20 protein-coding genes are annotated in these 19876 nt (G+C 65.4%); 9 read left to right on the forward strand and 11 right to left on the reverse strand.

Translation table 11 applies throughout. From position 1 onward, the window contains the following. Positions 1 to 15 precede the first annotated feature (15 nt). On the forward strand, positions 16 to 654 hold the full coding sequence (locus ACZ1JY_RS10370; RefSeq protein ID WP_118072846.1) for a YoaK family protein: 639 nt from the start codon (positions 16 to 18) through the stop codon (positions 652 to 654). An 11-nt stretch (positions 655 to 665) separates the two neighbouring features. On the opposite strand, the gene ACZ1JY_RS10375 is transcribed toward ACZ1JY_RS10370, so the two are convergent. Genes ACZ1JY_RS10375 through ACZ1JY_RS10390 form a run of 4 tightly spaced genes read right to left on the reverse strand, consistent with a single transcriptional unit; the run spans position 666 to position 4101 of the window. Continuing rightward, the gene (locus ACZ1JY_RS10375; protein ID WP_465129216.1) at positions 666 to 950 is read right to left on the reverse strand and encodes a DUF167 domain-containing protein; all 285 of its coding nucleotides are present in this window, start codon (positions 948 to 950) and stop codon (positions 666 to 668) included. Further along, a complete protein-coding gene (locus tag ACZ1JY_RS10380; protein WP_465129217.1) occupies positions 931 to 1506 on the reverse strand; it encodes a gamma carbonic anhydrase family protein in 576 nt (191 codons plus the stop codon). Before ACZ1JY_RS10380 ends, ACZ1JY_RS10375 begins: the two co-directional genes overlap by 20 nt. Positions 1507 to 1517: 11 nt before the next feature. After that, on the reverse strand, positions 1518 to 2510 hold the full coding sequence (gene hemB / locus ACZ1JY_RS10385) for a porphobilinogen synthase (RefSeq protein WP_465129218.1): 993 nt from the start codon (positions 2508 to 2510) through the stop codon (positions 1518 to 1520). A 37-nt stretch (positions 2511 to 2547) separates the two neighbouring features. Next, the gene (locus ACZ1JY_RS10390; protein WP_465129219.1) at positions 2548 to 4101 is read right to left on the reverse strand and encodes a peptidoglycan DD-metalloendopeptidase family protein; all 1554 of its coding nucleotides are present in this window, start codon (positions 4099 to 4101) and stop codon (positions 2548 to 2550) included. A gap of 147 nt (positions 4102 to 4248) precedes the next feature. Between ACZ1JY_RS10390 and ACZ1JY_RS10395 the strand changes: the two genes are divergently transcribed. Further along, the gene (locus ACZ1JY_RS10395) at positions 4249 to 5295 is read left to right on the forward strand and encodes a DUF3667 domain-containing protein (protein WP_465129220.1); all 1047 of its coding nucleotides are present in this window, start codon (positions 4249 to 4251) and stop codon (positions 5293 to 5295) included. A 54-nt stretch (positions 5296 to 5349) separates the two neighbouring features. On the opposite strand, the gene ftsH is transcribed toward ACZ1JY_RS10395, so the two are convergent. The 6 genes from ftsH to ACZ1JY_RS10425 all read right to left on the reverse strand — a co-directional run bounded on the left by ftsH (position 5350) and on the right by ACZ1JY_RS10425 (position 13218). Beyond that, the gene (gene ftsH / locus ACZ1JY_RS10400; protein WP_168904086.1) at positions 5350 to 7281 is read right to left on the reverse strand and encodes an ATP-dependent zinc metalloprotease FtsH; all 1932 of its coding nucleotides are present in this window, start codon (positions 7279 to 7281) and stop codon (positions 5350 to 5352) included. A 140-nt stretch (positions 7282 to 7421) separates the two neighbouring features. Further along, entirely contained in the window at positions 7422 to 8366 is a 945-nt protein-coding gene (tilS, locus tag ACZ1JY_RS10405) for a tRNA lysidine(34) synthetase TilS (protein ID WP_465130896.1), read from the reverse strand. Positions 8367 to 8382: 16 nt separating this feature from the next. After that, complete coding sequence (locus tag ACZ1JY_RS10410) at positions 8383 to 9390, reverse strand: tetratricopeptide repeat protein (RefSeq protein ID WP_465129221.1); 1008 nt, start codon at positions 9388 to 9390, stop codon at positions 8383 to 8385. 120 nt (positions 9391 to 9510) lie between these two features. Beyond that, complete coding sequence (locus ACZ1JY_RS10415; protein ID WP_465129222.1) at positions 9511 to 10494, reverse strand: helix-turn-helix domain-containing protein; 984 nt, start codon at positions 10492 to 10494, stop codon at positions 9511 to 9513. A gap of 126 nt (positions 10495 to 10620) precedes the next feature. Further along, entirely contained in the window at positions 10621 to 12900 is a 2280-nt protein-coding gene (ptsP, locus tag ACZ1JY_RS10420; protein WP_118072839.1) for a phosphoenolpyruvate--protein phosphotransferase, read from the reverse strand. A gap of 159 nt (positions 12901 to 13059) precedes the next feature. Then, on the reverse strand, positions 13060 to 13218 hold the full coding sequence (locus ACZ1JY_RS10425; protein WP_118072838.1) for a YdcH family protein: 159 nt from the start codon (positions 13216 to 13218) through the stop codon (positions 13060 to 13062). 234 nt (positions 13219 to 13452) lie between these two features. Here ACZ1JY_RS10425 and ACZ1JY_RS10430 point away from each other — a divergent pair, with 234 nt between their 5' ends. The 6 genes from ACZ1JY_RS10430 to nadA all read left to right on the forward strand — a co-directional run bounded on the left by ACZ1JY_RS10430 (position 13453) and on the right by nadA (position 17788). Continuing rightward, positions 13453 to 13650 carry a YdcH family protein gene (locus ACZ1JY_RS10430; protein ID WP_039333267.1) on the forward strand — a complete coding sequence of 66 codons (198 nt, stop codon included), beginning with the start codon at positions 13453 to 13455 and terminating at the stop codon, positions 13648 to 13650. Positions 13651 to 13776: 126 nt separating this feature from the next. Beyond that, positions 13777 to 14262, forward strand: coding sequence for a DUF1465 family protein (locus ACZ1JY_RS10435; RefSeq protein ID WP_205525256.1), 486 nt, complete (start codon positions 13777 to 13779; stop codon positions 14260 to 14262). Positions 14263 to 14347: 85 nt separating this feature from the next. Beyond that, complete coding sequence (locus ACZ1JY_RS10440; RefSeq protein ID WP_465129223.1) at positions 14348 to 15265, forward strand: MBL fold metallo-hydrolase; 918 nt, start codon at positions 14348 to 14350, stop codon at positions 15263 to 15265. After that, positions 15247 to 15900 (forward strand): DUF4230 domain-containing protein, encoded by a 654-nt coding sequence (locus tag ACZ1JY_RS10445; protein WP_465129224.1) that lies wholly within the window; start codon positions 15247 to 15249, stop codon positions 15898 to 15900. The genes ACZ1JY_RS10440 and ACZ1JY_RS10445 overlap by 19 nt, the downstream gene beginning before the upstream one ends. A 101-nt stretch (positions 15901 to 16001) precedes the next feature. Beyond that, the gene (locus ACZ1JY_RS10450) at positions 16002 to 16733 is read left to right on the forward strand and encodes an adenylate cyclase (protein WP_465129225.1); all 732 of its coding nucleotides are present in this window, start codon (positions 16002 to 16004) and stop codon (positions 16731 to 16733) included. A gap of 56 nt (positions 16734 to 16789) precedes the next feature. Continuing rightward, positions 16790 to 17788: a quinolinate synthase NadA gene (gene nadA / locus ACZ1JY_RS10455; protein WP_465129226.1), complete on the forward strand. Its 999-nt coding sequence runs from the start codon at positions 16790 to 16792 to the stop codon at positions 17786 to 17788. A gap of 1 nt (position 17789) precedes the next feature. On the opposite strand, the gene ACZ1JY_RS10460 is transcribed toward nadA, so the two are convergent. Continuing rightward, positions 17790 to 18683 carry a DMT family transporter gene (locus tag ACZ1JY_RS10460; RefSeq protein WP_465129227.1) on the reverse strand — a complete coding sequence of 298 codons (894 nt, stop codon included), beginning with the start codon at positions 18681 to 18683 and terminating at the stop codon, positions 17790 to 17792. 82 nt (positions 18684 to 18765) lie between these two features. On the opposite strand from ACZ1JY_RS10460, the gene ACZ1JY_RS10465 reads away from it, so the two are divergent. Then, positions 18766 to 19872, forward strand: coding sequence for an alkene reductase (locus tag ACZ1JY_RS10465; RefSeq protein ID WP_465129228.1), 1107 nt, complete (start codon positions 18766 to 18768; stop codon positions 19870 to 19872). Positions 19873 to 19876: the final 4 nt, after the last annotated feature.

Raw genomic sequence — 19876 nt, forward strand, 5'->3', positions numbered from 1 at the left:
GCTAGAAGGCACAGCGTGATCCTTAACGACCGCCAGCGCCGGACATTCGCCATGGCTCTTGCCGCCATGGCCGGGTTCGTGGACGCGGTCGGGTTTCTCTCTGCGCAGGCCTATTTCGTCTCGTTCATGTCGGGTAACACGACGCGGCTTGGCGTTGCGCTTGGCACTTCCCCGCATGACGCGATCGTTCCCGCTCTGTTGATCGGTGGCTTCATCGCGGGTGTGACGGCAGGCGCGCTCGTTTCCGAGCGTGCGGGATCATTGCGCAAGCCCGCCGTGCTGGCGCTGGTCACAGCGCTGCTGTTGATCGGGGCAATGGCCCGCGCCGCCGGGACCGTAACGCTGATGATGGCGGCGCTGGTCCTGGCGATGGGTGCGCTCAACAACACTTTCCAGCGCGATGGCGAAGTGACTGTCGGCCTGACCTACATGACCGGTGCGCTGGTCAAGCTCGGCATTGGCCTGGCCCGCCGCATCATGGGCAAAGGCGATGGCCGATGGACGTCATGGGCGCAGCTGTGGCTCGGCCTGCTCGCCGGTGCCGTGCTGGGCGCCTTTCTGCAGGATCGCCTGCCGATGGGATGCCTGTGGATCGCCAGCGCCTGGAGCGTGGCAATGGTGGTCGTTGCTTTCAGGGTGCCTTCGGAGAGCTAGGCCGGGGAAAGTCAGGCTGGCGGAATCCTGAACAGCTTCTCCCGGGAAGTTGCGCCGCGCAACATTTCCACCCTGGACGGCGCAACGCCAAGCGCCCTTGCCAGTAGCTCCCCCACCGCTGCCGTCGCCTTGCCATCCTCGGGCTTGGCGCGGACCCTGACGGCGATGCGCCCCTGTTCGATCTCGATGCCCTCGCTGCGCGCGCCCGGCGTCACCCGCACCGCCAACCGCCCTTCGGCATCGACCAGCGCGCGCAAGGCCTCCGGCGGCGGCAGCTCAGCCTTCGGCCGCGCCAAGGACGGCCGCCCCGACAGCCAGCTTGTGCGCCTGCCCGTTGCGGACATAGTGCTGCACGCCGCGCTGCATGTCGGCGATGGCCGCATCATCGAGATCGCGCATGTACCTGGCGGGACGGCCGCCCCACAACTGACGCGACAGCACGCGCTTGCCGCCGGTCAGCATCGCGCCTGCCGCCAGCATGCCGTCGCTTTCGATGTGGGCATCGCTCATCACGATAGCGCCAAGGCCGACGAAGCCGCGATCCTCGATCACGCAACCGTGGACCATGGCGAGGTGACCGACCAGCACGTCCTCGCCGATGATCGTCGGAAAGCCATCGGGCTTGTTCGGCGCGGGACTGTCGACGTGGATGACGCTGCCATCCTGGATGTTGGTCCGTGCGCCGATGCGGATGAAGTTGACGTCGCCGCGCAGGACGCAATTGTACCAGATGGACACGTCCGGCCCGATCTCGACATCGCCGATGATGCGGCACCCCGGCGCAATGAAGGCGCTCTCGTGGATGCGCGGGGCCTTGCCGTTCAGCGGGATGATCGAGACGTCGGGGTACATGGCCAAGTCCTTCAGGCGCCCATCAGGCGTGCGGCGTGGGCGGCGTGGTAGGTCAGTACTCCGGAACAGCCCGCGCGCTTGAAGGAGACCAGCGTTTCCAGAACCATGGCGTCGCGGTCGGCCGCACCTGCCGCCACCGCGGCTTCGATCATCGCGTATTCGCCGCTCACCTGATAGGCGAAGACCGGCACGCCGAAAGTTTCCTTCACGCGGGCTGCGATGTCGAGATAGGGCAGGCCCGGCTTGACCATCACGCTGTCAGCCCCTTCGGCAAGGTCCATCTCCACCTCGCGCAGGGCTTCCTCGGCGTTGCCGGGGTCCATCTGGTAGGTCTTCTTGTTGCCCTTGAGCAACCCGCGCGAGCCGACCGCATCGCGGAACGGACCGTAGAATGCCGAGGCATACTTGGCGGCGTAGGACATGATCTGCACGTTGATATGTCCAGCGCCTTCCAGCGCCTCGCGGATCGCGCCGATGCGGCCGTCCATCATGTCCGAGGGCGCAATGATGTCGGCCCCGGCGGCGGCCTGGTTGAGGCTCTGCCCGACGAGCATCTCCACGGTCTGGTCGTTGAGGACATAGCCATCAGCGTCGATCAGCCCGTCCTGCCCGTGGCTGGTGTAGGGATCGAGCGCAACGTCGGTCAGCACGCCGATATCGTCACCGCAGGCCTGCTTGATGGCCTTGATCGCCCGGCACATCAGGTTGTCCGGGTTGAGCGCTTCCTTGCCATCTTCGCTGCGGCGATCGGGCTGGGTGTTGGGAAACAGCGCAAGGCAGGGAATGCCCAGCGCCACCGCTTCCTTTGCCCGCGCGACGATCCCGTCAACCGACCAGCGCGATACGCCCGGGAGCGACAGGATCGGATCCTCGACGCCCTCCCCCTCGGTCACGAACAGCGGCCAGATCAGGTCGGCAGGCGTAACCAGCACTTCGCGGTGCATGGCGCGGCTCCATGCGGTGGCACGGGTGCGGCGCAGGCGAGTCATCGGATAAGTCGTCATGGCACGAAGGCCTAGCCGCTGGCTCGCCCCGCTGCAATCACCGGGAACGGTTTGCCGGGATCGCGGTGATCTGCGCCAGCTTGCTGCGGAAGGCGGCAAGTTGCGCCGGATCGACGGCTGCGCGCTGGACGATCGAGGTCATCGACATCGGGTTCACCGTCTGCCCGCCGCGATACATCTCGTAATGGAGGTGCGGCCCGGTGGAAAGGCCGGTGGAACCGACATAGCCGATCACCTGGCCCCGCCGCACGGTCATGCCTGCCGAAACAGCGATGCGGCTCATGTGGCCATAGCCGGTCCCGATGCCGCCGCCGTGATCGAGGCGAACGTAGTTGCCGTGCCCGCCATGCCACCCGGCAATACTTACGCGGCCATCGGTTGCGGCATAGATCGGCGCGCCCCAGCCTGCGGCGAAATCGATCCCCGCGTGCATGCGCACATAGCCGAGGATCGGGTGGCGACGCGCCCCATAGCCCGAAGTGATGCGACCGTTTACCGGCGCGCCGAGGAAGCCGATGGTCTCCTGCGCGCCTTCGGCCATACCTTGGGGCGAATAGAACGCCCCGTCGTTGCCCCAGCGCAGGAGTTGCAGCACCGGCTTTCCGGCGCGGACCACGCCGGCATAGAGCAGGTCGCCCGCCTGCTGCTCGCCCGTGCCGGCGCGGCGATTGGCATAGACCAGGTCGAACTCGTCACCCGGCGCGATTTCCTCGAACGCCATGTGCTCGTCGATGGTGCGCAAGTAGTCCTGCACCGCAGACGGCGGTGCCCCGGCGGCGCGGGCGGAGCGATAGAGGCTCGCCCCGACGATCCCGCGAATGCGTTGCGGCGATGTGTCGACGGCAATGGCGTTGCTGGCCAGCGCCAGTCCGCCGCCGCTGCGCCGGATGTCGAGCGCGAGATCGAAGCGCGGGCGGAACGACAACTGCTCGAGCGGGCGCGGCTGCGCTGGGCTGGTGCGCGCGCCAAGGCGAATGGAAAAGCGCGTGCCTTCCGCAATCGCGCCGGGCTTCACCTGGCCGCCGACCAGATCGAGCACGCGCACGATATCGGTACTGGCAAGGCCGGCGCGCTGCAGCATGCGCGGGAAGCTGTCGCCGGCGCCAAGGGTTGCCGTCAGGTCGATGCTGGGCCGTTCGGGCGCGGCAGCGAGCGGGATGACGGCTGACGTGGCGTTCATGCGGCGGCCGTTGTCCGCACCGAAGGCGAGCGGGCGAATGCCCATCACGCGGAACTCGTCCTGCGCGGCATCGTCCAGCATGGTCAGCGGCGCGGCCTGCAACGGGGCAAAACTCGGCCACATCAGCACGGCAGCCGCGCCGAGGCCGAGCATGGTGCCAAAGCCCCGGAACCAGCGGGCGCTGCCGAGGTCTTCGGCAAGGTCGGGCACGAGATCGAACCTGGCGAAAGCGCGCTCCACCGGCGCAGTCAGGCGCGGCCAGTGGCGCGAAAAGAACAGCTCGGTGTTCCTGAGCAACAGCTCCCAGCGGGGCGGCGTCACGGGGGCGCGGGGCGGCGTGGTGCGCTGGCCGAAGCCGCTTCCCCCTCCCGCTCCGGCGAGTGCTATCAGTTGATCCCGCGGTGTGAACACGTGTCCTGCTTACCCTCTTGGGCTCCGGACTGCACGTTCAAGGTTAATGTTCCGTGAAATCAGCCATTTTGCCGCTCTGTCTCCAAGGGTGTGGCGAGAACCGGACATGCTCGTTATGCTGCAACTGGTTACAGGGGGAACAAGATTTTGAGCGGCACGGAGACTCTGGGCGACATGGCGGGTGCCTTTGCAGCGGCACGCACGGTTGAGCCGACGGCGGGGGAGTATCGGGCCGACGGCCACACCCACGAATCGGCCTGCCTGAATTGCGCCACGCCGCTGGTCGGCAGCCATTGCCATGCCTGCGGGCAAGCCGCGCATGTGCACAAGACAATCGGCGCATTCTTCCACGACCTGCTCCACGGCGTGTTCCACTTCGAAGGCAAGATCTGGCGGACGCTGCCGATGCTGGTGACCAAGCCCGGCCAGCTTACCCGCGAATACATCGACGGGCGGCGGGCGAGCTATGTCTCACCCATCGCGCTATTCCTGTTCTGCGTGTTCCTGCTGTTCACCACGATCAATTCCATGAACGCCGGCGACCTCGGAAAATCGGCGACCACTTCGATCGAGCAGGCAGAGGCTCAGCAGAAAGCAGAGCTGAGTGCGCTTCAGGCGAAACTCAGGACCGAGACCGATGCGGATGACATCGCGCGACTGAAGCGGAAGATCGAAGTTGCGCAATCCAGTCTCGATGGGCTGGCAACGCTCAGGTCCAGCAATGTGAACATCAACATGATCCAGCCCGACACGGATATCGAGGGGCTCGAGAAAGTCCCGTTCGTCTACGAGGCGGTGAAAGTGTGGAAGGAGAACCCCAAGCTCGCGCTCTACAAGGTGCAGACTTACAGCTACAAGTTGAGCTGGGCACTGATCCCGATCTCGGTACCGTTCCTTTGGCTGCTGTTTCCCTTCAGCCGCCGCTTCGGACTTTATGATCACACCGTGTTCGTCACCTATTCGCTCTGCTTCATGACGCTGCTGGCAATCGTCGCGATGCTCGGCGCCAAGCTTGGCGTGCCTTCACTCGGACTTCTCGGTCTGGTGCCGCCGTTCCACATGCTGGTGCAGTTGAGAGGAACTTACGGCCTGTCGTGGTTCGGTGCATGGCTGCGGACGTGGTTCCTGTCCATGTTCGCCCTTACGGCACTGATCCTGTTCGCGATGCTCATCCTCGTGGAAGCAGGCGGTTAAGCAAAAGGGCCGGAGGTTTCGCCCCGGCCCTTTCTTTTCGATCAGACTTGAAAATCAGGCCGGCTGCGGATTGGTCGAGCCGAACTTCTTGCCCGCGCGCGGCACTGCCGAGCCCTGGGCTGCGACTGGCCGTGCCGTGCCGCCGGGGTTCTGCGGGCGGTCCAGCTTGCCGCTGTCGAGCAGTTCCTTGATCTCGTCGCCGGTCAGCGTCTCGTATTCAAGCAATGCCTGGGCGAGGAGGTGGAGTTTGTCCTCGTTGGTCTTGAGGATGTCGGTCGCGCGTTCGTGCGCACCGTCGACGAGCAGGCGAATCTCGCTGTCGATCAGCTTGTTGGTTTCGTCCGAGGCGAAGAGGCGGGCCGAACCACCCATGCCAAGGTAGCCTTCCTGCTGGTCTTCGTACTGCAACGGACCGAGCTTGTCCGACATGCCCCACTTGGTGACCATCGAACGCGCCAGCGACGTGGCGTACTGGATGTCCGAGGATGCGCCGGACGACACCTTGTCGTGTCCGAAGATCAGCTCTTCCGCCACACGGCCACCCATCGCGACCGAGAGGTTCGCGTGCATCTTGTCGCGGTGGTAGGAATAGCTGTCACGCTCGGGCAGGCGCATGACCATGCCCAGCGCGCGACCGCGCGGGATGATCGTGGCCTTGTGGATCGGATCGGATGCCGGTTCCTTGACGGAGACGATGGCGTGGCCCGCCTCGTGATAGGCGGTCATTTTCTTCTCGTCGTCGGTCATGACCATCGAGCGGCGTTCTGCGCCCATCATGACCTTGTCCTTGGCGTCCTCGAATTCCTGCATCGCAACAAGGCGCTTGTTGCGGCGCGCGGCGAGCAGGGCGGCCTCGTTGACGAGGTTGGCAAGGTCAGCACCCGAGAAGCCGGGAGTGCCGCGCGCAATCGTGCGCGGATTGACGTCGGGCGCGAGCGGCACCTTCTTCATGTGGACCGAAAGGATCTTCTCGCGGCCTTCGATGTCGGGGATCGGCACGACCACCTGGCGATCGAAACGACCGGGACGCAGCAGCGCGGGATCAAGCACGTCGGGGCGGTTGGTCGCCGCGATGATGATGATGCCTTCGTTGGCCTCGAAGCCGTCCATTTCGACCAGCAGCTGGTTCAGCGTCTGCTCGCGCTCGTCGTTCGAATTGCCGAGGCCGTGGCCGCGGTGACGGCCGACCGCGTCGATTTCGTCGATGAAGACGATGCACGGCGCGTTCTTCTTGGCCTGTTCGAACATGTCGCGCACGCGGCTTGCGCCGACGCCGACGAACATCTCGACGAAATCAGAACCCGAAATGGTGAAGAACGGCACGCCCGCTTCACCCGCAATGGCGCGGGCCAGCAGGGTCTTGCCGGTGCCGGGCGAACCGACCAGCAGCGCGCCCTTGGGAATCTGGCCGCCGAGCTTGGAAAAGCGCGAAGGATCGCGCAGGAACTCGACGATTTCCTCAAGCTCCTCGCGTGCTTCATCAATGCCGGCGACATCATCGAAGGTGACGCGGCCCGAGCGTTCGGTCAGCAGCTTGGCCTTCGACTTGCCAAAGCCCATCGCGCCCGATCCGCCGCCCTTCTGCATCTGGCGCAGCGCGAAGAAGGCAACGCCGAGAATGAGCAGGAACGGCAGCGAGTTGAACAGGATGTACATCAGCATGTTCGGCTGTTCGGCCGCCTTGCCGGCATACTGCACGCCGTTGTCCTGCAACAGCTTCGGCAGATCGGAATCGCCGGGCACGGGCACGGTTGCGAACTGGCTGCCATTCTTGAGCGTGCCGGTGATGCGCTCCGGCGCGATCTCGACCGAGCGGACCGCACCATCGCTGACTTGCGAACGGAAGGCCGAGTAGGGGATCGTTGTCGCGTTGGTATCGACCCGTGATCCGAACATCGAAACCACCAGCAGGAGCGCAAGGAAGATCATGCCCCAGACAAGGAGACTCTTGATCCATGGATTTCCCTGAGGCTGGTCGTCGTTCATCGCTGTCTTTCCGCAATCGCCCGGGGACGCGGGCGGGTATGGAGGCAATGTAGGATTGCCACCCCGATTCTCAATATCGGGTAACTGGCAATATAGCGCGAATGTGGTTTTTCAGCGACCTGTGCCGATAGGGCATGCCGTCAAGCGCAATGTGGCGGCGCCAGGGTGAAGCGCCAGCCGCCGCTCCGGGCATCCCCCTTTACCCCGCCAAGCGTCGCAACGCCGCCCTGGCGCAGGGTTTCAAGCCAGCGGACCAGTTCTGCGCCTCGCGGCGTCCCTCCGCCCAATCTGGCGAGCACGCGCTCGAGCAGGCGCAAGGCGATGGCGTCGGGCAGGCCTGGCGGCGGGTTCCACGTGAAACCTTCGCCCGCCGTTGTCACGCTTTCCCACAGCTGGCCGACAACCCAATCCAGCGCAGCATCGGCTTCGGCAAGGTGCCGGGCGCTCCGGGCGAAACCCATGATTGCAAACGCATCGGTTGACGTCAGAGCGTCACGCATGCGCACCCGCTCGTAACCCGGATCGCGGTTCGAAGGATCGTCGGCCGCGGCAAGGCCGGTCAAGTTGACAACCGCCTGCAATTCAGCCCGCCGCCATGACAGCAAGGGCCGTAGCAGCGTAAGGCCCGGAGCGCCCGGCACTTGTGCAACGGGGCGCATCGCTGCCAACCCCCGCAAGCCGACACCACGGTTGAGGCGCATGACCATCGTCTCGGCCTGATCGTCGGCGTGGTGGGCGGTGACGATAGCCGCCAGACCCTGGTCGCGCGCCCACTGCGCCAGCGTCGCGTAGCGCGCAGCCCGCGCCCGCTCCTGCACGGCGCTGCCTTTTTCAAGCGAGAGCGCCAGAGTCCGATGCGCAATGCCGCGCTCAGCGCAGATTGCAGCGACCATTGCCGCTTCATCGGCCGATTCCGCCCGCAAGCCATGATCGACCGTGGCCACCTGAAAGTTGCGCGGCGCAACTTCGTGGAACAGCAGCAGCATGGCGAGGCTGTCCGGTCCGCCCGATACGGCAAGGCCGACGGGCTCATGCGGGGCAACCGCCGCCCACTGCGCGGCAAAGCGCGCAGCAGCAGCGGTCAGGCTATTCCCGAGTCCATTACTTGCACTTCACCGAGGCGCGGGCGCCATCGTATTGGCCCTTGAGACGACCGGCGACTTCATCGGGATAGGTCGAGGCCAGTTCCGTGAAGGCGCCGCATGCCTTTTCGGTATCCTTGAGGCGCACCATGGCGATCCCGAGATAGAGCAGGCTGTCAGGCGCACGCGCGCCCTTCTTGTCGGCAAGGTAATTCTGCAGGAAGAACTGCGCCGCGGTGCCGGGCTTGCCATCATCGAGCCAGGCCCGACCCAGCAGGTTGCGGCCGAAGCTGATCATGTTGTGCTTGGGATAGCGATCGACATAGATCTGCAGTTGCTGCTGCGCTTCGGGATAGAACTTGGCTTCCCACAGGCGGAAGCCATAGTTGTATTCATCCAGCGCGGCATCACCCGTCGCCGGCTTCTCGATCGCCTGCACAGCTGCCACGCGCGCGGCCGAAGGCGATACCGGCTTTGCGGCAGGCGTTGCAGGCTTGGTCTCGGCCGGCTTGGTTGCAGCAGGCTTGGCAGCGGCTGGCGTCGTGGGCTTCGGCGTCACTGTCGCAGGAGCGGGCGTCGTCGTCGCGGCAGGCGCTGGCGTCGCCGCCGGTTCCTCGGGCGGCGGCGCGGCAGCGGCCTCAAGCCTGGCCAGCCGCTCCTCGATCTTGGCCGAGCGGTTCTGCCCCTCTTCGACCTGCGCGGTCAGCCGCGCCATCTGCGCCTCGACTGCATCCATCCTCGCAAGAATGTCGGTCACCGCGGACGAGGCGGGCGCGCCAACCGGTGTGGTGTTCGTCGGGCCTGCGGTGATTTCAGGAACGAATGTCTTGCCGGCGCCGTCGGGGAAGACCTTGCGCTGCATCGCGCGGATTTCCGCCTCCATCCGGCGCAGGCGCATTTCCGGGTCGACCGGCGCGGCTGTGGTCTTCTGCGCAGTGGATTGGGCCAGCAGCGGCGCAGCGATCGGGGCGGTCAGCCCCAGAAGGAGGGCTCCAAGCGGCGCAGCACGCCGGAAAGTCATGGTCATGGTCGTTCCCGTTCAGCGGCGCACGATCCCCCGCGCACCCTCAATCAACGCCGCAAGTTTGCCCGATAGCCTGCACCAAGTCGAGACCGGCCAGCAGGTTATCCGCCTCGGCCCGTCGCCTCAGCGCTGGGCAGCAGGTGGCCGCGTACCCTCTGCCGGGGCTGCGGCCGGAGCCGGAGCCGTTGTCGGCTCACTTGCCGCAGCGGACTGTTGCACACGGCGGGGCGGGGCAGGTCGTGCGGCCGGGGCCGCCGCAGAAGGCGTCGCCGCAGGAGCTGGCGTGGCCGCCGCAGTACCGCGCGCCAGCAAGGCCGCTGCGCTGACCGCCACGTCCTTAACGATGCCTTCCTTCTCGGCGATGCGCGGAACCGGTTGCCCGCCCACCGTGATCGCAAGCGCATCGGGACGCCCGGTCCACAGCTTGGGCTCGGGCGCGTCGGCCGGCACGGTGAAGCTTTCGCCCTTGGCCAGTTCCTTCTGGAGGATCTGCTTGCCGGTGCCGTCGTAGAACTTCACCCAAATGCGATCTTCGGTGGCCGTGAACACGACCGGGCCGGTCGGTGCAGGAGCCGGTGCAGCGGCGGCGACCTGGCTCGGCGCCGGGCTCGCCTCTTCCGGCCCGACCAGCGGCGGGAGTTCGGCAGACGGCAGGTAATAGCTGCGCCAGAACACCAGCCCCGCCAGCGCAATGGCGATGACCAGCCCTGTGGCAAGCCACGCAGTCAGCCGCGAAGGCGTCTTTTCAGGATCGCCCACCTCGAACTGGTTGATCACGCGCGGCGGCGGTGGCGGCGCCTGCCGGTCAAGCTCGGCCCGCACGGCCTCGGAAACGGCCTTGTCATCGAGGCCGACGGCTCTGGCGTAGCTCTTGGCAAAGCCAAGCGTGTAGGGCCGTCCGGGGAAGGCGGCATAATCGCCCACCTCAAGCGCCTGCAGATGCCGCGTCGTTACCCGCGTGGCTTGTGAAAGCTGCTTGATGTCCAGCCCTGCGGCCTCACGCGCCGCGCGCAGCATTTCGCCCACGCTTTGCGGGCCCGGCTGCCCGGCGGGCATGGGCGTGGTGTCGATATTGGTAATGTCCTGCAGACCGCCGGCTTCAGCCAAGGCGTTACTCCCGTCTTCCGCGTATGCTTTGCAACCCGTTAACAGGGTTCGCGTCGCCCCTGCGATTGTCAACGGCTTTCGACGAAGATTGGCGGATTTCGACGACGAAACGCCCCTGAGCCACCCTCAGTCGCACTCGATCCCGCGTGCGGCGGCCCATTCGGCAATCGCAGCGCGAAGGTCTTGCGGGGGTTCGGACAGCCAGCCGGCCATTGCCGCGCGAATCTCGTTCACATCGACCTTGCGGACAAGTTCCTTGACGGGCCCGACCGCCGCAGGCGTAATCGAAAGACGCGTGATGCCAAGGCCGAGCAGGGCGAGCGCCTCCAGCCTGCGTCCGCCCATCTCGCCACAGACTGTCACGTCGGTGCCGAACGGCGCAACCGTGTTCACCACGCGGCGCAGGAAGCGCAGGATGGCCGGGCTGAGCCAGTCGTAACGTTCGGCAAGCTTGGGATTGGCACGGTCGGCGGCGAACAGGAATTGCGTCAGGTCGTTGGTGCCGATCGACAGGAACGACAGCTTCGGAGCCAGCAGGTCGAGACACTCGGCCAGCGCCGGGACTTCGAGCATCGCGCCATAGCGGATCGCCTCGGGCAGGATCTTCTTCTGCTTGCGCAGGAAGGCCAGCTGGCCATCGAATACGGCCTTGGCGGCATCGAACTCCCACGGTTCGGTGACCATCGGGAACATGACGTTGAGCGTCCGCCCGCCCGCGGCTTCGAGCAGGGCGCGGGCCTGCACCTTCAGCAAGCCATCGCGTTCCAGCGCCACGCGCAGCGCGCGCCAGCCCATGGCAGGGTTTTCCTCGGCCTCACCGTCATTATGGCGCAGGTAGGGCAGCACCTTGTCACCGCCGATATCGACCGTGCGGAACACCACCGGACGATCGCCGGCCGAGTCCATCACATCACGATAGAGCCGGGTCTGGCGCTCACGCGAGGGCAGCGTCGCCGAAACGAGGAACTGGAACTCGGTGCGGAACAGGCCGATGCCATCCGCGCCAGTGAGGTTGAGCATTGGCGTATCGTCGCGCAGCCCCGCATTCATCAGCACGGCGATGCGCGTGCCGTCGCGAGTGAAAGGCTCGACCTCGCGCATCGTGGCGTAATGGGCCTGCCGTTCGCGGTTTCTGGCAAAGCGCGCCTCGAACGCTTCTATCAGCGTGGGTGCGGGGCGGACGTCGACCACGCCCTGATCGCCATCGAGCAGGAGGTGATCGCCATCGCGCACCTTGCCGCGCAGCGCCCGCATGCGGCCGACCACCGGTATGCCCATGGCCCGCGCCACGATGACGACATGCGCGGTGAGCGAGCCTTCCTCGAGAATGACGCCCTTGAGGCGCCGCCGATCGTATTCGAGCAGTTCGGCCGGGCCGAGATTGCGTGCGATCAGGATGGCATCGCCCTTGAGGCCCATGCTGGCGGCGGTGCCCAGCTGACCCGAGACGATCCGCAGCAGGCGATTCGACAGATCCTCGAGATCGTGCATGCGGTCGGCCAGAAGCGGGTCGTCGATCTGGCGCATGCGCATGCGGGTGCGCTGCTGCACGCGCTCGATCGCCGCTTCTGCCGTGAGCCCGGAATCGATCGCCTCGTTGATCCGGCGCGACCAACCTTCGTCATAGGCGAACATGCGGTAGGTCTCGAGCACCTCCTCATGCTCTCCGCCTACGCCGAATTCCGCCTGGCTGGCCATGCGGTCGATCTGTTCGCGCATCTTGTCGAACGCCAGATAGACGCGCTGGCGCTCGGCCTCGGTGTCCTCTGCGACGACATGCTCGATCGTGACGCGGGGCTGGTGATAGACGGCAACGCCACTGGCGAGGCCCTTCACCAGGGTCAGCCCCTTGATGCGGTCCGGCCCGGTAAGGTGGGCCGGCACCCCCAGCGTTTCCTCGTCGTCGATCAGCTCTGCATTGGCGATGAGTTCGGAAAGAACCATCGCCACCGTCTGCAGCGCCTCGATCTCAACCTCTTCGTAGCGGCGCGGTTCGACGTGCTGAACCGCAACCACGCCCACCGCGCGTTCGCGCCGCACGATCGGAACACCGGCAAAGGAGTGGAACTTTTCCTCGCCCGTTTCTGGACGGAACGCGAAGTCGGGATGCGCCGCTGCCTCGGCAAGGTTCAGCGTCTCGACATTGCCCGCGATGGTGCCGACCAGACCCTCGCCCACGGCCAGCCGGGTGACATGGACCGCCGCCTGGTTGAGGCCGCGCGTGGCGAAGAGCTCGAGCATCCCCTCGCGCAGGAGGTAGATCGAGCACACCTCTGAATCGAGATTTTCGCCGATGACTTCGACGATCTGGTTCAGCTTGGCCTGGGCACCCGCGCGCGAGGCCATGACCTCGTGCAGCGAAGTCAGGATTTGTCGGGCAGAGGTCACGGCACTGAGCATGGACATGGATTAGCCTAGTGCGCGCGGTTTGGGAATGTTGCGCACAATCCGATACCGAGGCGATTATGCTGCGGATAGCTATGCAGGTAGAGAATGGCGAGTTGCCGATGCAAAAAGAGCCGCCCGATCGGGCGGCTCCGTGTGTTGCCTTGAGGCGCGCAAGGATCAGTGGAAGCGCGATAGCTCTTCCTTGATCTTCAGCTTCTTTCTCTTGAGCTGAGCCACCAGCGTTTCATCAGGGAGAGGCCGGGACATTTCCGATTGGATCTGCTTTTCAAGTCCGGCGTGCTTTGTCTGGAGTGCGCTGATGTGCGTCGATTCCATGCTTTTTCCTCCTTAAGGGAAAGCCCCCTTCAGAAAACCGCACGAGGCCATCCCCGTGCGGGGCGGCGCAACCTTTCGGCCGGTTCTTCACGACTCGAACAGGCGGCGCGTTGTCATGCTCCCACATTGGCCGTATCTTGCAAGCCAAACCGCGCCGGAGCGTTGCACTTTACGGGTTATGCCGTAAGTCGCAGATTACGACCGGTTCACCGGGTCGAAGGAGTTGGGCGGAACGTGACCGAAGAGGAAATGCGCAAGCGGCTTGCTGCGCTGCGTATCGAACACCGTGACCTCGACGCGGCGATCGACGCGCTCTCGCTCAACGGTGCGCGCGACCAGTTGCAGATCGCCCGTCTCAAGAAGCGCAAATTGCTGCTGAAAGACCAGATCGCGATGATCGAGGATTACCTTATTCCCGACATCATCGCCTGAAATCAGATAGTTGAATCACGCGCTCGGCAATGCGCGAGTGTCCCGTTAAGAAACGTTCACGAAACGGGACAGATTTGGTTCGATGTCATGTTGGCGAAACAAAGACGGTCGGGCTATGCGCATTTCATGCCTTTGTTGCCGAGCCTGAATCCGCGTATCGTAGACGCTCTCCATGCCGAGGCGCTCGGTCTTGCCGATCAGGTGCGCACACGATTCGAACGGCTGCGCCAGGAGACCAACCAGATCGTCGCCGATGACGAGGATCTGCGGCGCGTGCAGGTAAGCTGTGAAGCGCTGCGCACGACGACACGCGTGATGCACTGCCTCGCCTGGCTGCTCAATCATCGCGCCCACTTCGCAGGCGAGCTTTCGGAGCTGCAACTGCGCCGCCATGGCCGCCTGATCGCGAATTTTCCCGACAGCGATCGCGAAGTCGTCGCCAACCTGCCGCAGGACGTGCAGGCGCTGGTTCACGACAGCCAGCGGCTTTACCAGCGCATCCAGCGGCTGGAACAGGCGTGGCGATCCGAGGCCATCGCCAATGGCAGTGCCGTGCAACGCTTGCGCGACCGCCTTGCCCGTGCTGTCGAGGATCATTCAAGCGCCGCCTGATCTGCCGGCACGGTAGCGGCATCCACTGCAATCCGACATGACTTGCGCGGTTGCGCCCGGGCGTTGCAGTCCCCATACCCCGCCCATGGCCCAGATGCCCCCGATCCCCGACCGCAGCGAATGGCCCGTCGGCCGCGCCGAGCAACTCGAACCGCTGGTGCGCCGCGTGCTCGCCCCCAACCCCTCGCCCTACACCTTCACCGGCACGCAGACCTATCTGGTCGGAGCTGGCAAGGACGTGGCGGTGATCGATCCCGGCCCTTACGGCATGGACCATGTCGTCGGCTCGGAAAGCCAAGGCCATCTCGACGCCATCCTCGCCGCAGTGGGCGATGCCAGGATCGTCGCGATTGTCTGCACCCACACCCATCGCGATCATAGCCCCGCCTCGCGCCCCCTTGCCGAAGCCACCGGCGCCCCGATCATCGGCTGCGCGCCGCTGACCATGGAGGACGACGGACCGCGCGCCGATGCCGCTTTCGATGCCGAATACATGCCCGACCGCGTTCTCGCAGATGGCGAGCGCGTTTCGGGCGATGGCTGGACGCTCGAAGCGGTCGCCACGCCCGGCCATACCTCCAACCACCTGTGCTACAGCGTGGTGGAAAGCGGTGCGCTGTTCACCGGCGATCACGTGATGGGATGGTCCACCTCGGTTGTCTCACCGCCGGATGGCGACATGGCGGCATACATGGCGAGCCTGCAGAAGCTCCACGATCGCGCCGATCGCGTGCTCTATCCCGCGCACGGGCCGCAGATCGACAACCCGCGCCAGCTCGTGCGCGGCATGCTCGGCCATCGCCGCCAGCGCGAACGCCAGATCCTGCGATTGCTGGAAGACGGCGGACCGCACGCCATTCCCGAGTTCGTCAGCGCCATGTACAAGGGCCTCGATCCGCGGCTCCACGGTGCAGCAGGTCGCTCGGTGCTTGCCCACCTGCTCGATCTGGAACGTCAGGGACGGGTGAGGGTTGAGGATGAGACATGGATGATCCAGGCCTGACCACCCGCCCTACGACCAAACCGGCAGCGCCTTCGCTGGCGCGCGCCTCCTTGCTGCCTTGGGGCCTGTTCCTTGTCGCGCTGGCAGCGGCAGCCTTCTTCGCCTGGCAATGGTGGCAGCCCGAGGATCTTGGCGATCCACTCTCCACCAGTCTCGTCGCGTTCGAAAAACAGGACAAGCTGACAGTGTTCAGCGCCGAGCTTGCCCCTGTCGTATCGAGCAACGATTCCCGCCTGTTCGGCCTCGTCAATTCCAAACAGGTCGCAGTAATCCCGGCGCGGATCGACTACACGATCAACCTGGCGCAAGTTGGCCGTGACCGCCTGACGTGGAATGCGGAAGGACAGACCCTTGCAGTCCGCCTGCCGCCGCTCACCGTCAGCCGTCCCAATCTCGATGAGGCGCGGGCGCAGTATTTGCGCGACGGCATCTGGATCAGCCGCGATGCCCAGGACAAGCTGACCCGCGACAACACACGGCTTGCCGAAGCGCAGGCGGTGCAGCAGGCGGCCAATCCCGTGCTGATGAACCTTGCCCGGCAGGCCGCCCGGGAAGCCATCGCCCAAAATCTGTCGATCCCCCTGCAGGTGGCGGGTTACGGCAAGGCCAAGGTCGAGGTCACGTTCGACAAGTAAAGGGCGACAGCCCTGGCGAAATGGTTGCAAGTGTGACTGACGTCACCGCCAGATCGGACCGAATCGCCTAGCGGGCGCCTCGGGACTGGTGGAGACACCTCATGGCAACCGCCGCAATCAATACCGTTTATCCGTACTCGCGCGATCAGCGCTTTTTCACCCGCATGGCCATCGGCATGGCGGTGTTCGTCGTCTTCGCGTTCGGCCAGTGGGCCCTGCGCGGGATGGCCACGCCGTCCACCGCACCGGTCTGGGTCCATCTCCACGGCGTGGCGATGCTGTCATGGCTCGGCATGTTCGTGCTGCAGAACCAGCTGGCGCTCACCGGCAACATCGCGCTGCACCGCAAGCTCGGCTGGGTGTCGCTGGCGCTCGTCCTGTTCATCGCCGGGCTTGGCATGTTCACCGGCCGCATGGCGATCGAACTGCATCGCGTGCCGCCATTCTTCAGCAATGCCTATTTCCTGGCGCTGACGCACATCGGCACCGCGCTGTTCGCCGCGATGGTCATCGCCGCGATCGCCATGCGCCGCGAAACCCAGTGGCACCGCCGCCTGATGATGGGCGCGATGATCCTGATCCTCGAACCTGCCATCGGACGGCTCGTGCCCGCGCCGATCCTCGGGCCGACGCTGACGCCAATTGTCGAGGGCGCCTTCCAGCTCTTTGCCGTGGGCCTGATCGCCATGCATGACCTGCGCGAGACCGGATCGGTGCATCCCGCCACCCGCTTCAGCGCACTGGCCGTGGTGGTCCTGTTCGGCGTGGTCATGGGCCTTGCCGTGTTCCCGCCGTTCGTTTCGCTGGCAGAAGGTATTGCCGCGGCGGGTTGAGGTCCCTAAGTCCGCCTCTCGCCCGCGCGCCCAAGCGGGCGGGAGGATGTGACACGATGACTGCCCAGCCCCTGAACCTTTCCGGCCTCGATCTGCGCGCCGAGATCGACCGTCTGCGCAAGGAGCGCAACGCGGTGATCCTCGGGCACTATTACCAGCGCCCGGAAATTCAGGACATTGCCGATTTCGTGGGCGACAGCCTCGAGCTTTCGCGCAAGGCCGCTGAAACCGATGCCGACGTCATCGCGTTCTGCGGCGTCAAGTTCATGGCCGATACCGCCAAGATCCTGTCCCCTGACAAGATCGTGGTCCTGCCCGACATGGACGCCGGCTGCAGCCTCGAGGATTCGTGCCCGCCCGACAAGTTCAAGGCGTTCCGCGAAGCCCACCCCGATCACATCGCGCTGACCTACATCAACTGCTCGACCGAGGTGAAGGCCCTGTCGGACGTGATCGTCACGAGTTCCAGCGCCGAGACGATCCTCGCCCAGATCCCGCGCGAGCAGAAGATCATCTTCGGGCCGGACCGTCACCTCGGCGGCTATCTCAACCGCAAGTTCGGCCGTGACATGCTGCTCTGGCCGGGCGTGTGCATCGTGCACGAGGCCTTCAGCGAGACCGAGCTGCTGAAGCTCAAGGCGCAGCACCCCGGCGCTCCGGTGGCGGGCCACCCTGAATGCCCGCCGCACATCATCGACCATTGCGACTACGTCGGCTCGACCAGCGGCATCCTGCAATTTGCCAAGACCATGCCCGGCGATACGCTGATCGTGGCGACCGAGCCGCACATCATCCACCAGATGGAACTGGCCGTCCCCGACAAGACCTTCATCGGTGCCCCGGGCGCAGACGGCAACTGCAACTGCAACATCTGCCCGTACATGGCGCTGAACACGATGGAAAAGCTCTACCTCGCCCTGCGCGACCTGCAGCCGCGCATCGAGATGGACGAAACCTTGCGCCTCGCTGCCAAGAAGAGCCTCGACCGCATGCTCGACATGGCCAGCGGCACCGTGGGCCTCGGCGACCTGGGCGCGCGGCCGTTCGGCAGCTGAGCTAGGCGCTCCTTCCCTCGCCTAGCCGCGCCAGTACCAGCGCGGCGCCGACCAGCGCCATGCCGATGGCGTCGGGCAGGGCGAGGACTTCGCCGAACGAGAGCCAGCCGACGAGGACCGACACGGCCGGTTGCGTGAGCAGGACGAGGCCGATCACCAGCGGCGGAAAGTGGCCGAGCGAATAGACTAGCAAGCCTTGGCCGACGATCTGGCTCGCCAGCATCAGCCCGATCAGCGGCCACCAGTTGTGCGCCAGTACCGGCTCGCCCATCGCCAGTGCCGTGCCGAGCATGACCGGGCAACCGGCAAGGCTTGACCAGAACAGCAGGCTCCACGGGCGCAGTCGCTCGCGCACCTTCTGCACCAGCAGGATGTAGACCACGTAGAACAGCCCGGCGAGGATGCAGAACAGGTCTCCTGCCAGGGTGCGCGCATCGATCTCCATCGAGCGGCCCAGCAGCAGCCCCGCTCCGCCCAGCGCCGTCGCCACAGCGGCAAACTCGCGCAAGTGCGGGCGGCGGTGCATCGTCACCAGTCCCCACACCATCAGGATCACGCTGCCGGAATTCCCGAACATCGTAGCGTTGCCGAGCTTGGTCCGCTCGATCCCGACGTGCCAGCTGGCAAGATCGAGCGCGAAGACCACGCCCGCAGCAGCAATGAACCACCAGTCCTTGGCCGGGTGGCCGCGCAACGGTTCTTTGCTGCGCCATGCAAACAGGGCGAGCAACGGCAGCGCCAGTGCCAGCCGCCAGAACCCCGCCGAGACCGGCCCGCTATCGGCAATGCGCACGAACCATGGCCCCAGCGCCAGCGCAATGTTTCCTGTCAGCAGTGCAAGGAAATGCTTCGGTGTGGGGCGAAATGACAGGTCTGCGTCACTTGAATTCGTCATGGGCGCAGCCTAATCCAGTTGCAAAGAGAAACTTAGGGCGAAATCTGGCGTTTCCCCGTTATCTTCGGAAAGGTCCTCTAGCATGCACGAACCGCTGTTCCAGCCCCTGCGCCTCGGCGCGATCGAAGCACCGAACCGCGTCATCATGGCGCCGCTCACCCGTGGCCGCGCCACTAGCGAAGGCGTGCCTACGCCGGTCATGGCTGAATACTACCGGCAACGCGCCAGCGCCGGGCTGATCATCTCCGAAGCCACCGGCATCAGCCGCGAAGGCCTTGGCTGGCCAAGCGCACCGGGCATCTGGTCGGCAGAACAGACCGAAGCGTGGAAGCCGGTGACCGAAGCCGTACACCAGGCGGGCGGTCGCATCGTGATGCAGCTGTGGCACATGGGCCGGATTGTTCACCCGTACTTCCTCGGTGGCGAACCGCCGGTCTCGGCTTCGGCCACCCGCGCGCCGGGGCAGGCGCACACGCCGGAAGGCAAGCAGGACTTCGCCACGGCGCGGCCCCTGCGCCTCGACGAGATGCCACGCCTTGTCGATGATTACGGCCTGGCTGCGGAAAACGCCAAGAACGCCGGCTTTGATGGCGTGCAGCTTCATGCCGCCAATGGCTATCTGATCGACCAGTTCCTGCGCGATGGCACCAACCTGCGCGATGACGACTACGGCGGTTCGCCGCAGAACCGGTCACGCATCCTGCGCGAAGTGGTCGAACGCCTGATCGCGGTATGGGGCAAGGACCTCGTCTCGGTCCGCCTGTCACCCAACGGCGATTCGCAAGGCACGGATGACAGCGATCCCGCCGCCACGTTCGGCGAAGCGGCGCGGGTACTGCAGGACCTCGACATCGGCTTCCTCGAACTTCGCCAGCCGGGGCCCGATGGAACCTTCGGGCAGACCGACGTGCCGCAGCAGGACGCGCTGATCCGCTCGATCTATACCGGCCCGCTCGTGCTCAACAGCGACTACACGCCCGAACAGGCTGCAGCCGACGTCGCCTCGGGCCGCGCCGATGCAATCAGCTTCGGCCGTCCGTTCATCTCGAACCCCGATCTGGTCGAGCGCATCCGTGTCGGAGCGCACATCAATCCGAACAAGGGGGTGCCACAGACGTGGTATTTCCCGGGCGAGGTCGGCTATACCGACTATCCGACGCTGGCGGAGGAAACCGCCGCCGCCGACTGACAAT

Source organism: Novosphingobium sp. BL-A-41-Hi4B-X5A, assembly GCF_055521705.1.